The sequence below is a fragment of the Pradoshia sp. genome (assembly GCF_051873915.1).
GTDB lineage: Bacteria > Bacillota > Bacilli > Bacillales > Pradoshiaceae > Pradoshia.
Genome location: NZ_JBJEFJ010000137.1, coordinates 24,544 through 37,923 on the forward strand (window position 1 = coordinate 24,544; position 13,380 = coordinate 37,923).

Genomic DNA, 13,380 nt, shown 5'->3' on the forward strand with positions numbered 1-13,380 from the left:
ATTAAGCCTTCCTTCGAATGGAAGCAATGAAGAATCCATCACTTCCGAAATATTGTGGTAGTATTTGTACAGTGTTCTCGTTGACATATGGCTTGACAGCTTCAGGCAGTCGACTTGCAAGGGTAAGGTCTCGTTCAAACTCCTTGTTCTCCTCTAAAAAGGCATCGATAATCGCTTCATTTTCTTCTCTGCCTACCGTGCATGTGCTATACGTGATTGTTCCCCCAGCCTTTACGAGTCCGGATACTTTCCTTAGGATCGTTAATTGGATGGCTGATAAAGAATGAAGGTCTGCCTCTGTTTTTGTATATTTGGCATCCGGCTTTCTCTTCAGCACACCAAGGCCTGAGCATGGGGCATCTACTAATATTTTATCAAATGTTTGCGGCTCGAAAAACTCTGCAATTTTTCGTGCATCCATCTGTCTAGTCTCTATATTCGACAAACCAAGTCTCATTGCCTGTTCATCAATTAATTTTGTCTTATGAGCATGCAAATCAAGGGCAATAATTTTCCCCTCATTCTCCATTCTCTCACCCATATGCGTTGTTTTACCGCCAGGAGCGGCACAGCTGTCCAGCACCATCTCTTCTCCATTTGGTGAAACCGCGTGGGCAACAAGCATAGAGCTCTCATCCTGAATGCTGATCAGTCCATTCTTATATGCATCAGACAATGCCAGATTGCCGCGCAAGGACCGGATACCATCTTCATTCAAGAGGCTCGGCTCTGCCGTAAATCCTTCCTCTGCAAGGATTTTCAGAACCTCTTCCCTCGTTGTTTTCAGGCTATTAACCCTTGCTGTCTGAACTGGTGCATGCAGGTTTTCCTCGCACATTTGTTCCGTTTTCTCCAAACCAAATTGCTGAGCCCATTGCTTCACGAGCCAGAGCGGATGGCTTGTTGAAATGGAAATCCTCTCAAGCGGGTCTTTGATTGCTGAGATATCAGGCACTCCCTCACGCTGAATGGAACGAAGCACGCCGTTCACAAGCGATGCTACACCCCGATGGCCTCTTTTCTTCGCAATTTCGACCGCTTCATGAATGGCTGCCCTGTCTGGCACGCGATCTAAGTATTGCATCTGGAAGACGGTCATTTTCAATAAACTCAGTACCCAAGGCTGCATTTTTTTAGGATTTTTGATAAATGGGGTTATATAATAGTCCAATGTCATTTCACGCTGAATCGTGCCATACACAAGTTCGGTTAATAAGCCGACATCTTTTGAAGATAGCTCCGATTCCTTAATCGCGTGGTTAAGTGATAGATTGCTGTATGCTTTATTCTTTTGTACAGCCGTTAATATATCCAGGGCAATTTCCCTGACATTCTTTTTTTGAGGCATTCTTTATTCTCCCAATTTCATTCCTGGCGCAAAATCATGTGCACCTCTTAGCATTTGCTCGGCGCTCATTCTTTTCTTGCCGGCAGGCTGTAATTCCGTAATCTTAATAGCTGTTTGATTGCCAGTCTTCACAAGGATACCATCCTTAAGAAGTTCAAGCACCTCTCCAGGTTCGCCAGCCTTTGTGGAGGATACTTTTTCTGTCCACCAAACCTTAATGACTTTCCCTTTAAATAAAGTATAGGCGACTGGCCACGGATGCAAACCACGTACATGGTTATAAATCTCTTCGCCGGTTTTTGTCCAATCGATTAATTCCTGCTCCCGTTTAATATTTGAAGCGAATGTCGCGTCTTCCTCATTCTGCTTCACAGGAGTGATTTCCCCGTTTAAAAGGGCTGGAATTGTCTTTGAAGTCAGCTCTGCCCCAGCAGCGCTTAATTTATCATGCAGACTTCCTGTATGATCGGTTTCCTCGATTGGCACTTCTACTTTTGCAAGCATGTCTCCTGCGTCTAATTTTTCCACCATATACATGATTGTCACGCCGGTTTTCTCTTTCCCCTGTATGATTGCATAATGAATAGGCGCTCCACCGCGCAGTTCTGGAAGCAAGGACGCGTGGACGTTAATGCAGCCGTATTTAGGTGCCTCAAGCAGACGTTTCGGCAGAATTTGTCCAAATGCAGCTGTCACGATTAAATCTGGCTCAAGCGCCAATACTTTATCGACCTCTTCATCCAGTCTGATTTTCTCAGGCTGAAGCACTTGAATACCATGCTTTTCGGCGGTCACCTTGACTGGCGGCGGTGTCAGCACACGTTTACGGCCTACAGGACGGTCTGGCTGCGTAACAACCCCGACAACTGAATACCCATCTTCAATTAAACGTTCCAAGACGCCTACGGAAAAATCCGGCGTGCCCATAAATACGATTCTTGTCATTCTGCTTCATATCCTTCCAACTCTTCTTCACTCACATAACGGCTTACCTTCGAGGTAAACAGCACTCCCTCCAGATGGTCCATCTCATGGAGAATCGCTCTTGCCATATAATCCTCCGCCTCTATCACGCACCATCTGCCAAAGCGGTCCTGTGCCTGAACCTTTACAAATGTCGGTCTTTCAACCTCCCCGTAAATTCCCGGGAAGCTCAAGCACCCTTCTATATCCGTATCCTTCCCATTACTTTCAATGAGTTCGGGATTGATCAATTCAATTGTTCCAGATTCATCATCCACATCAACGATGGCTACTTGAATATTTTTGCCTATTTGAGGAGCAGCAAGACCTACACCATCAGCCTCAATCATCGTATCGTACATATCATCAAGCAGCTTTGCTAATTTCTTATCAAAGACCTCTACCTTCTTGCAGGTTGTCTCCAGCCTCTTGTCTGGATGTTTCACGATTGGTAATACAGCCACTTCTTTTTTCCTTCTTTCTACATCATAATAAACGGATTCACATCAATCGACAGTTGAAGACCGGATTGTGCAGCATTTCGTCCATATGTTTCATTTAATGTTTTTAAGATTTCCGTTAGTTTCGGTTCCCGCTTGTATTTTATCAGACATTGGTATCTATATCTATTATTGATTCTGGACATAGGAGAAGCAGATGGTCCGAACACCACTGTATGCGGGCCGACATTCCTCTTAATGAATGTCGTAATCTTATCTGCCGTATCCATTGCCTTTAGCACATCCTCATGAGATACGGTCAATAGGGCGATATAATAATACGGCGGATAATCATTTTGCTTCCTTAGAAACATCTCCCGCATGAAGAATCCCTCATAATCCTGTTCGGCGGCGAGCTGGATGCTGTAATGCTCTGGCGTATAGGTTTGGATGACGACCTCGCCAGGCAGCTCATGCCTGCCCGCACGTCCGCTCACCTGTGTAAGCAGTTGGAATGTTCGTTCAGATGCCCGGAAGTCCGGCAGATGGAGCATTGTATCAGCCGATAAAACACCGACGAGCGTTACCTTCGGGAAATCCAGGCCCTTAGCAATCATTTGCGTGCCGAGCAGAATATCAGCCTGTCCATCCTCAAACTTCTTCAATAAAGCCTCATGAGCTCCCTTACGACTTGTTGTATCAACATCCATCCGGATGACTCTTGCATGCGGCATCAGTTTGCCAAGTTCCTCCTCAACCTTTTGCGTACCGGTTCCAAAATAGCGGATATGGTCACTTCCACAATCAGGGCATACATCCGGCACTCTCTCTTCCAGCCCGCAGTAGTGACATTTCATGAGTGACTGGACGCGGTGGAAGGTCATTGACACATCACAGTTCGGACAAGTAACAACCAAACCGCAATTGCGGCACATGACAAAGGATGAATGTCCGCGCCGATTAAGCATTAAGACGGATTGCTCACCTTTTTCCACTCGCTCCTTCAGCTTCTCAAATAGAAGCTCAGAAAACATAGAACGATTCCCGCCTCTCATTTCATCCCTCATGTCAACGATAGACACTTCCGGCAAGGCCCGCTGATTGACACGGCTTTTCAGCGTGAGCAAGGTATATACCCCTTTTTTTGCACGGGCAAAGGTTTCAAGCGACGGAGTGGCACTGCCTAGGATAACCGGGCAATGATGATGGCCTGCCCGTTTCAAAGCGACATCCCTTGAATGATACCTCGGTGTCTCCTCCTGCTTATAGCTGCCCTCATGCTCCTCGTCAATGATAATCAGGCCGATATTCGTAAACGGAGCGAATACAGCAGATCTTGCCCCAACGACAACCTTCACCTCGCCACGCTGAATTTTCCTCCACTCATCATATTTTTCACCAGTGGACAATCCGCTATGTAACACGGCAACCAAATTGCCAAAGCGGCGTTTAAAGCGTGTAACCATCATGGGGGTTAACGATATCTCCGGCACAAGCACAATGGCTTCTTTCCCTTGATCGACAATGCGCTTGATGGATTGGAGATAGATTTCCGTTTTGCCGCTTCCAGTTACCCCGTACAGCAGGAAGGTTTCATTCCTTTTCTCCGCTACAGCCCTCTCAATCGGTCCCATTGCACCACGCTGCTCTTCTGTCAGGGGTAAGGTAGCATCTGGCTCAAATTCCTGCTGGTCATAATGATCCCGGTAGGATTCTCGTTCTTCCATGTGAAGAACACCTTTATTGACGAGCGGTTTAAGTGCTGAATAGCCGGATAAACCTGTCTCCTTCAAAACTTTTGACAGGGAGACCTCCTCGTTGTTCTCTAAGAAATAATTCAGCACAAGCCTTTGATTCTTAGCGGTTTTGGCCGTTGCATTCAGCTGATTTATCAGGCCGTCCCGGTCGAGCAGAGGCTTAATATATTTTTCCTTTTTTACATTTCCTTTATTGCTGACTTTGATGGAGAGCTCTAGCACTCCACGGTCCATTTCAGCTTTTATGAGCGGCAATAACGCATCATTTTGGACATCATCCCATTTAACGGTTCCTGTTTTTTGAAAGGCAGACTGGAGCTCCGGCAGCAGATCTGCTGCTGACATGCCCCTTGAGAGCCTGACTTGCTTTTCATATTTCGCCTTCATGGCTGCCGGAAGCATTGCTTGGAAGGCGGAGATCTTAAAGCACATCGTCTCATCAGCCAGCCAATGCCCGAGTTCAAGGAGCTCTTTATTCAGAGCTGGCTCTATATCTAGAAGACCGCTGATACTCTTTAACGCCTTAAACTCAGAGGTCTCCTTCAGTCTCACCACAAAACCAAGCAGCTTACGCGGTCCGAATGGTACTGTAACCCTCATGCCTTCTTGAATCATTCCGGCCCATTTATCGGGGACACGGTAATCAAAAGGCCGGTCCGTTTGCTGGGCCGGCACATCGACAATGACTTCAGCTATCATTACACATTTGCCTCGATGGGTTCCATCCTGGCTGCTTCATTCAGAATTGCCTCTGCAGTCTCAAGCTTGCTCATTAACGGCAATTCCACTGAGGTGCCATCTTTCTTGTAAAGTGTCACAATATTTGTGTCTGTGCCAAAGCCTGCTCCCTCTTTCATGACATCATTGGCCACAATCATATCCGCATTCTTCTTCACAAGCTTTTTCTTGGCGTACTCTTCCACATTATTCGTTTCCGCAGCGAAACCGATTAGAATTTGTCCGTTTTTTCGTCTCCCGGCTTCCGCTAGAATATCTTTCGTCCTGGTCATCGCCAGGCTCATATCTCCATCCTGCTTCTTGACCTTCTGGCTTGCTGCTTGAAGCGGTTTATAATCTGCCACAGCGGCTGTGCCGATGATAATATCTGCTTTTGTCATTTCCTCCATGACTGCCTCATACATCTCCAATGCACTCTCAACTGAAATGACTCGGGCGCCAGACGGCGGTATGACGGTAACTGGACCGCTTACCACGGTGACCTCAGCCCCCATCTTCAGCGCTGCCTCTGCCAGAGAATAGCCCATCTTTCCTGTTGAATAATTAGATACATATCGGACTGGGTCAATTTTCTCTCGGGTCGGTCCTGCCGTAATAAGGATCCTTTTCCCATATAAAGGACGTGTACCTGGATCAAAGTGCGCGCTCAGCACTTCGACAATGGCCTCCGGCTCCTCCAGCCTGCCTTTTCCGACATAACCACAGGCCAGATATCCTTCATTCGGTTCAATAAAGGAATAGCCATCCTCACGCAAGCGATTCATATTGCGCTGCACTGCCTTATGCTCATACATATGGACATTCATCGCTGGTGCAATGAAAAGTGGAGCCGTTACAGCAAGCAGAATGGTAGACACCATATCATCTGCAATCCCGTTCGCCAATTTCCCAATGATATTGGCTGTCGCAGGAGCAATAACAGCAGCATCTGCCCAATCAGCCAAATCGATATGAGCAATCTTCCCAGGGATTTTTTCATCAAATGTGTCAAAGAAGACGTCATTTCTAGACAAGGACTGAAACGTGAGCGGTGTGACAAACTTCATGGCAGATTCACTCATAACAACCTTAACCTCTGCCCCTGCCTGCACAAGCTTGCTCGTTAGGGTCGCTGCTTTATAAACGGCAATTCCGCCGGTAACAAACAAAAGGATTTTCTTATCTTTCAGCATTTCTTTCCCTCCGCCATCAACTATTCTGCAGACTGTGCTTCCCGGCTGTTCACCCAGCTTTATACGGGCTTTCCGTACAGTCTTCTAAAAAAAGCGGGAAATGCTTTTCCCGCAAACTTATTCCTATTATTCTTTACTATAAACGGTGCACGGTATTACTGCCAGCAAAAAAAACAACCTTCAGAAGCTGTAAGGTTGTTTTCTTTCTGTTATATCAATAATCTAGAACTTCGTCTGAAACAACTTTGTAGGTAAGGTCGCCTGAATGGATTTCTTCAAGCGCTTTGCCGACATATTTATGTGAAACCGGCTTTGCGATTCTAGAAGGCTCGCCTGATTCCTGTAAGAAGCGGGCACGCTTAGCTGCCACAGATACTAAAGAATACTTTGAATCAATTTTCGTTAACAATGCGTCAATAGATGGATATAACATATTATTTTTCTTCCTCCAATAGTTTTCGATATCGTTTTTCCACACGTTCACGGCGGAGATGCTCAGCAACAACAATAGAATTGATTCGCTCACATGCATGCTCGACACGATCATTTTCGACCACATAATCATATAGGTTCATCATTTCAATTTCTTCACGAGCAGCTTTCATGCGGTTGCGGATTAACTCATCCGTTTCCGTTCCCCTTGTCACGATGCGGTTCTCCAATTCCTTCAGACTTGGAGGCGCAAGGAAAATAAACAGCCCATCCGGGAATTTCTCTCTAACTTGCTTTGCCCCTTGTACTTCAATCTCAAGGAAGACGTCCTTTCCTTCCTCCAAGGTCTTCTTAACGTACTCAATCGGAGTGCCATAATAATTGCCAACATATTCAGCATGCTCAAGCAGTTCATCATTGGCAATCATGTTTTCAAATTGCTCACGCGTTTTGAAGAAATAATCAACCCCATGAACCTCTCCCTCCCTAGGCTTACGGGAGGTCGCTGAGATAGAATATTCAAAATTAACATCAGGCTGGTCAAAGATGGCTTTTCTTACCGTTCCTTTTCCAACACCTGATGGCCCCGATAATACGATTAATAATCCTTTTTCTTCCAACACTTTCACCTATCCTTCCGACACGCTTTCATCTCGATCATGTAATCTTGCTGCTACCGTTTCCGGCTGAACAGCTGATAAGACGACATGGTCACTATCTGTAATGATGACTGCGCGCGTCCTTCTTCCATACGTGGCATCCACTAATGAGCCTTTATCCCTTGCATCCTGGATAATTCTCTTTATAGGTGCCGACTCCGGACTAACAATGGTTACAATACGATTGGCGGAAACGATGTTCCCAAAACCGATATTGATTAATTTGATTGACATTGATTAGCCTCCATCCCTATTGTTTGCTTGTATGTATGGTCATAAACTCTGTTTATTCTACATTTTGGACTTGCTCTTTCATTTTCTCAAGAATCGCCTTCATTTCGACCACTTCTTTTGCGATGCCTGAATCACTTGCCTTAGAACCAATTGTATTGGTTTCACGATTCATTTCCTGGATGATGAAATCAAGCTTTCTTCCAATAGGACCGGATGCCTCCAGACCCTCAGCAAATTGGACAATATGGCTTTTCAGCCTTGAGATTTCTTCATGTATATCCGCTTTATCCGTAAACAAAGCAATCTCAGTCAGCAGCCTATTTTTATCATAAGCATCCCCGACAGCTTCTTCAAGTTTTTGCTTCAATCGTGCTTCATAAGCTTTCGGCACAGTCGGAGCAAGCCTTTCGACAACCTCAAGTTCCCCCTGAAGCTTTTGTAAATGTCCCAATAAATCCTGTTTTAGAAATTGGCCTTCCTTCTCCCTCATGGAGGATAGATGTGCGGCTGCTTCTTCCACAGTCTTCAACAGCAAGCCTTCGAGACTTGAGTTGTCCTGTTCTTTTTCCTCTATCTGAATGAAGTGCTCAAGCTGGAGCAGGTCGGTCAGCTTCGTTTCTGTAAAAGCGCTGAACCTGCTGTTGAATTCAGATGATATATTCATAATCTGGTCCATTAGTTCCCAGTTAGGCGTTACAACCCGCTTAACAGCCCCTTCTCCTTGGAGGCTGATAAAGACTTCAATTCTACCCCTTTGTAACTTTTGCTGAATAATCTTTTTCATTCTGTCTTCATACATCATTAATTGTCGAGGCGATCGGATACTGCACTCAAAAAAACGGTGATTGACACTTTTCATCTCTACAGTAATAGCCAATGTATCATCTTCGTTTTTTGCTCTTCCATAACCAGTCATGCTTAAGATCATTTAGCAACAGCTCCAATCTACACCGTTTCACTATCTAAAATGAAACCATATAAAAATAAAAAGGTAATAGAGAACCCTCTACTACCTTAAAAATTATATCACAATTTATTTCGATTTACTTACATAAAATGTTCCAGCCAGCAAAAAAGTTGGAATCGATGCCATACCAACAATCAAGAGCCAATCCCGAGGTTCAATCGAGACGGTATGGAACACTGCCTGAAGCGGCGGATAATAAAGCGCGACGACCATTAACGCAATAGAGGAGAGCACAGCCCACACGAGGTACTTGTTCCCAAAGGGATTGCGTGAGAAGATCGACTTCTCGCTCCTGCAGTCGAATACATGGATCAACTGTGCTAGCACTAAAGTGGCGAAGGCAACCGTCTGGGCATATTGGAGATTATCCGGATTTGACTTATAGACCGTCACAAATGCCAGCAAGGTCGCCGAACCAATCAAAAATCCCCTCGAGATAATCTTCCAGCCAAGTCCTCTGGCAAATACCCCCTCCTTCGGGTGCCGCGGCGGACGTTTCATTACATTTTCCTCCGGCTGATCAAGCCCAAGTGCCATTGCCGGCAACCCATCTGTTACGAGATTGACCCATAAAATTTGGATTGGCAAGAGTGGAAGCGGCAGCCCGATGATCATGGCAAACAACATGACCAAGATTTCCCCAACATTTGAGGCGAGCAAATAACGGATGAACTTTCGAATATTTTCGTAAATATTCCGCCCTTCCTTAATCGCTGCCTTAATCGTGGCGAAATTATCATCCAAGAGAATTAAAGAGGAGGTCTCCTTTGCAACATCTGTACCAGAAATCCCCATCGCAATGCCAATATCAGCTGCCTTGATTGCCGGAGCATCATTGACGCCATCTCCCGTCATTGCGACGATATGGCCTCTTTCCTGGAATGCAGATACAATCTTCAGCTTATGCTCCGGAGACACGCGTGCAAACACGGATGTTTCCTCCACGACCTCCGTCAGGTCCTCAGCTGACATTTTGTCCAATTCCGCTCCAGAAATGACTCTGTCGCCTTTTCGATAAATGCCGAGGTTCTCTCCTATTGCCTTTGCGGTTATCATATGGTCGCCTGTAATCATCACCGTCTTGATTCCCGCATCCCGGCATTCCTGAACAGCCTGGGCCACCTCTGCCCTCGGCGGGTCCATCATTCCCTGCAATCCAAGGAAAACGAGTTCACATTCCGCATCATTCTCATCAAGGATCGCCGTATTGGCAGGAACACTTTTATAAGCAACCGCAATCGTTCGCAGGGCTTGTTCAGCCATTTGCTCTGTTGAGGCCATAATGGTTGATAGCATCTTCTCATCCATCCGCTGCATGCGCCCATTCATTTGTACAGAGCCGCATCGGCCAAGCAGCACATCCGGGGCTCCCTTTGTAATGACAAATTGCCTGCCATTCGCATCCTTAACCATTACACTCATCAGCTTCCGCTCAGATTCAAACGGAAATTCCTTTAATAGCTGATAATTCTCGAATTGAAGCTGACGATCGATTCCTTTTTTCATAGCTGCAACAAGCATGGCCCCTTCAGTCGGATCGCCTTCTATATAATAATTCTTTTTCTTTAATTTCAGTTCAGCATTATTACAAAGAATTCCGTAAGTCAAAAGCTGCCTGACCTCTGTGTCATCCGTGCTTCCCTGCAAGCATTCAAACTCACCTGAAGGTTCAAACCCCTTACCGGTAACCGTCCAATCCCGGCCGCCAATCCAGAGCCTTGTCACCATCATTTTATTCTCGGTCATGGTCCCGGTTTTGTCTGAACAAATAACCGATGCACACCCTAACGTCTCAACCGCAGGCAGCTTGCGCACAATGGCATTTTTTCGAATCATACGCTGCACGCCGAGCGAGAGAGCAACCGTGACAATGGCTGGCAATCCTTCTGGAATAGCCGCAACAGCGAGTGATACTCCGGCAAGAACCATTGTATATAAATTATTTCCTTGCAAAACGCCAATACCAACCACTAATAAGGTCAGGAACAAGGCAGCCACAATTAAGATCTTCCCTAATTGCTCAAGCCGAATTTGCAGCGGAGTTTGCTGACTTTGGGCATTCTGCAGTAAATCAGCAATCTGTCCCATCGCTGTTTTCATCCCGGTTGCAACAACCACTCCCTCGCCAGACCCTCTCGTCACGAGCGTTCCCATAAAGGCCATATTCACCTGATCACCAATACCTGCGCTTTCCTTTACCATTGCACCTTCCGATTTCATAACCGGAAGAGATTCACCGGTTAAGGCAGACTCCTCCACCTCCAGGCTTTGCGCCTTCGTGATGCGGATATCTGCGCCAATCCGGTCACCGCTGACAAATTTAACGATATCTCCCGGAACACAGTCCTTAGCCTGAACCTTCGTCCATAAACCATCCCTTTGCACCATCATTTGCGGCGCTGCCATTTCCTTTAACGCAGATAAAGACTTCTCTGCCTTCCGTTCTTGGAAAAAACCCAAAAATCCGTTAACAAGCACAATCATGATAATCGCAATGGCATCAACATACTCTCCAAGCAACCCGCTCACCAGGGTGGCCGCAAGCAGGATTAAAACCATGAAATCCTTAAATTGATTGAAGAACAGTATGAGCGCAGACTGCTTCTCACCCTCTGCCAGTTCATTCTGTCCGTATTGCTTTAAGCGTTTCTTTGCCTCCTGATGGCTCAATCCCTTTTTCATATCGACATTAAAAGCGGATTGTAACTGTTCTTTGTCCATTTCTACCAACTTCATGTAACGAGTACAACCTCCTTCTACAATCCGAATGACTTACTTTTGTACATGTTTATTCAGAGTTGTCCCGAAAAATGCTATACTTGTTAGGCTATAGAAATTTAAAGAGACTGGCAGATACACAGCTGCCATAATGAAGAAGGTGTTAGACATGTCCTTTGACGGATTTTTCACTAGAGCCATGACGGAGGAACTATCCGCCACGCTCAAAAGCGGACGAATTACGAAGATTCACCAGCCATATAAGAATGAATTAATTCTCGTTGTCAGAGCCGGAAGAGAAAACCATAAGCTTCTCCTCTCTGCCCATCCAAGCTATGCGCGTGTTCAGCTGACAGGAGAAAGCTATGAAAACCCAACAGACGCCCCAATGTTTTGCATGCTGCTTCGCAAGCATTTGGAAGGATATTTTATAGAAAGAATTGAACAGCCGGGCCTTGAGAGGCTCATAACCTTTAAGGTCAATGGGCGTAACGAAATCGGGGATCTCGCTCCAAAGCTGTTGATTATTGAAATTATGGGGAAACACAGCAATATCATCCTTGTTGATGAGGAAAAGAACATGATCATTGATTGCATCAAGCATGTTCCCCCATCCTTAAACAGCTACCGGACCTTGCTGCCTGGCCACCCATATGTTCTTCCGCCTGAGCAGGATAAATTCAGCCCATTGACAGACATGGAGAAGGGATTAACCCACCTTGATTATTTTGCCGGGCGATTAGACAAACAGCTTGTTTCAACCTTTCAAGGGATGTCCCCACTCCTCGCCAAGGAGATTACGTATCGAGCAGGATTGGTAAACAGGGAAACACTTCCCGAAAGCTTCAAAAGCGTAATGGAGCAGATTGATTCCCATCAATATGAACCAACCTTAATCACCGGCGGGCCGAAGGAAGCCTTCTACCTCCTTGATCTAGAACATGTAAAAGGCTCAAAAAAGCATTATGACTCATTAAGCGAGCTCCTCGACCGCTTCTATTTCCAAAAGGCAGACAGGGACCGCGTTAAACAGCAAGCCCATGACCTTGAACGTCTCCTGCAAAACGAAAAAGAAAAAAATGAGAAGAAATTGCTAAAGCTCGAGGAAACACTTGCTGATTCTGAAAAGGCAGAAATCTTCAAGAAATACGGCGAGCTGATCACAAGCCATATATACGCCTTGAAAAAAGGCATGAAGCAAGCAGAGGTTATCGACTTCTATGATGAAAACCAGCCGAGCCTCACGATTGAGTTGAACGAACGGCTTACACCATCCGAGAATGCTCAAAAATATTTCGCCAAATACCAAAAGGCGAAAAAATCCGTAAGCTATGTAAACGAACAAATCGAGCTCACGAAAAAAGAAATCGATTATCTCGATAATCTCATTCACCAAATGAACACCGCTTCCCCAAGGGACTTATTGGAGATTCGCGAGGAACTCGAGGAAGGCGGCTACGTCAAGAAGCGCGTCAGCAAAAAAGGCAGCAAGAAAAAAGACTTGAAGCCAACACTCGACACCTATGTCTCAAGTGACGGCACCGAAATTCTCGTCGGTAAAAACAACAAGCAAAATGAATACCTGACCAACCGGCTTGCACCAAAGAATGCCCTCTGGTTCCATACAAAGGATATCCCAGGCTCCCATGTCGTCATCCGGGATGCCGAACCATCGGACCAGACAATCAAAGAGGCGGCCACCCTCGCTGCCTACTTCAGCAAAGCACGCCAATCAAGCCAGGTACCAGTTGACTCAACCTTAATCAGACATGTCAAAAAACCAGCCGGCGCAAAACCAGGATTCGTCACCTATGATAATCAAACAACATATTATGTGACACCAGATGAAGAACTTGTGCTTTCATTAAAGAAGTAATGATTATTTCAAAAAAAGATGCCTTCTGTAGTAGAAAGGCATCTTTTTTATTTGGCGGATGAGAAGGTTTTTTCTT

The 13,380-nt window shown here is 45.7% G+C and carries 11 protein-coding genes; 1 reads left to right on the top strand and 10 read right to left on the bottom strand.

What is annotated here, in order from left to right; translation table 11 throughout:
• Nucleotide 1: 1 nt before the first annotated feature.
• The 10 genes from rsmB to ACI35L_RS12675 form a co-directional block, all read right to left on the bottom strand.
• The gene (gene rsmB / locus ACI35L_RS12630) at nucleotides 2-1,348 is read right to left on the bottom strand and encodes a 16S rRNA (cytosine(967)-C(5))-methyltransferase RsmB (RefSeq protein ID WP_439803029.1); all 1,347 of its coding nucleotides are present in this window, start codon (nucleotides 1,346-1,348) and stop codon (nucleotides 2-4) included.
• Nucleotides 1,349-1,351: 3 nt separating this feature from the next.
• Nucleotides 1,352-2,293: a methionyl-tRNA formyltransferase gene (gene fmt, locus ACI35L_RS12635; protein WP_439803030.1), complete on the bottom strand. Its 942-nt coding sequence runs from the start codon at nucleotides 2,291-2,293 to the stop codon at nucleotides 1,352-1,354.
• Nucleotides 2,290-2,775 carry a peptide deformylase gene (gene def, locus ACI35L_RS12640; protein WP_049671473.1) on the bottom strand — a complete coding sequence of 162 codons (486 nt, stop codon included), beginning with the start codon at nucleotides 2,773-2,775 and terminating at the stop codon, nucleotides 2,290-2,292. The genes fmt and def overlap by 4 nt, the downstream gene beginning before the upstream one ends.
• A 17-nt stretch (nucleotides 2,776-2,792) precedes the next feature.
• Nucleotides 2,793-5,207 carry a primosomal protein N' gene (gene priA, locus ACI35L_RS12645; protein ID WP_049671474.1) on the bottom strand — a complete coding sequence of 805 codons (2,415 nt, stop codon included), beginning with the start codon at nucleotides 5,205-5,207 and terminating at the stop codon, nucleotides 2,793-2,795.
• Nucleotides 5,207-6,418 (bottom strand): bifunctional phosphopantothenoylcysteine decarboxylase/phosphopantothenate--cysteine ligase CoaBC, encoded by a 1,212-nt coding sequence (coaBC, locus tag ACI35L_RS12650; RefSeq protein ID WP_049671475.1) that lies wholly within the window; start codon nucleotides 6,416-6,418, stop codon nucleotides 5,207-5,209. The genes priA and coaBC overlap by 1 nt, the downstream gene beginning before the upstream one ends.
• A gap of 214 nt (nucleotides 6,419-6,632) precedes the next feature.
• On the bottom strand, nucleotides 6,633-6,851 hold the full coding sequence (gene rpoZ, locus ACI35L_RS12655; protein WP_049671476.1) for a DNA-directed RNA polymerase subunit omega: 219 nt from the start codon (nucleotides 6,849-6,851) through the stop codon (nucleotides 6,633-6,635).
• A gap of 1 nt (nucleotide 6,852) precedes the next feature.
• On the bottom strand, nucleotides 6,853-7,470 hold the full coding sequence (gmk, locus tag ACI35L_RS12660) for a guanylate kinase (RefSeq protein WP_049671477.1): 618 nt from the start codon (nucleotides 7,468-7,470) through the stop codon (nucleotides 6,853-6,855).
• A gap of 9 nt (nucleotides 7,471-7,479) precedes the next feature.
• Nucleotides 7,480-7,743 carry an extracellular matrix/biofilm regulator RemA gene (gene remA / locus ACI35L_RS12665; protein WP_049671478.1) on the bottom strand — a complete coding sequence of 88 codons (264 nt, stop codon included), beginning with the start codon at nucleotides 7,741-7,743 and terminating at the stop codon, nucleotides 7,480-7,482.
• Between the two features lie 52 nt (nucleotides 7,744-7,795).
• On the bottom strand, nucleotides 7,796-8,671 hold the full coding sequence (locus ACI35L_RS12670; protein WP_439803031.1) for a YicC/YloC family endoribonuclease: 876 nt from the start codon (nucleotides 8,669-8,671) through the stop codon (nucleotides 7,796-7,798).
• A 105-nt stretch (nucleotides 8,672-8,776) separates the two neighbouring features.
• Nucleotides 8,777-11,446 (bottom strand): calcium-translocating P-type ATPase, SERCA-type, encoded by a 2,670-nt coding sequence (locus tag ACI35L_RS12675; RefSeq protein ID WP_049671480.1) that lies wholly within the window; start codon nucleotides 11,444-11,446, stop codon nucleotides 8,777-8,779.
• Between the two features lie 151 nt (nucleotides 11,447-11,597).
• On the opposite strand from ACI35L_RS12675, the gene ACI35L_RS12680 reads away from it, so the two are divergent.
• Entirely contained in the window at nucleotides 11,598-13,304 is a 1,707-nt protein-coding gene (locus ACI35L_RS12680; RefSeq protein WP_439803032.1) for an Rqc2 family fibronectin-binding protein, read from the top strand.
• Nucleotides 13,305-13,380: the final 76 nt, after the last annotated feature.

What these genes read in the sequence shown, in the direction of transcription:
- rsmB (WP_439803029.1), bottom strand. Translation starts at nt 1,348, where the DNA reads ATGCCTCAAAAAAAGAATGTCAGGGAAATTGCCCTGGATATATTAACG.
- fmt (WP_439803030.1), bottom strand. Translation starts at nt 2,293, where the DNA reads ATGACAAGAATCGTATTTATGGGCACGCCGGATTTTTCCGTAGGCGTC.
- priA (WP_049671474.1), bottom strand. Translation starts at nt 5,207, where the DNA reads ATGATAGCTGAAGTCATTGTCGATGTGCCGGCCCAGCAAACGGACCGG.
- coaBC (WP_049671475.1), bottom strand. Translation starts at nt 6,418, where the DNA reads ATGCTGAAAGATAAGAAAATCCTTTTGTTTGTTACCGGCGGAATTGCC.
- rpoZ (WP_049671476.1), bottom strand. Translation starts at nt 6,851, where the DNA reads ATGTTATATCCATCTATTGACGCATTGTTAACGAAAATTGATTCAAAG.
- remA (WP_049671478.1), bottom strand. Translation starts at nt 7,743, where the DNA reads ATGTCAATCAAATTAATCAATATCGGTTTTGGGAACATCGTTTCCGCC.
- ACI35L_RS12670 (WP_439803031.1), bottom strand. Translation starts at nt 8,671, where the DNA reads ATGATCTTAAGCATGACTGGTTATGGAAGAGCAAAAAACGAAGATGAT.
- ACI35L_RS12675 (WP_049671480.1), bottom strand. Translation starts at nt 11,446, where the DNA reads ATGAAGTTGGTAGAAATGGACAAAGAACAGTTACAATCCGCTTTTAAT.
- ACI35L_RS12680 (WP_439803032.1), top strand. Translation starts at nt 11,598, where the DNA reads ATGTCCTTTGACGGATTTTTCACTAGAGCCATGACGGAGGAACTATCC.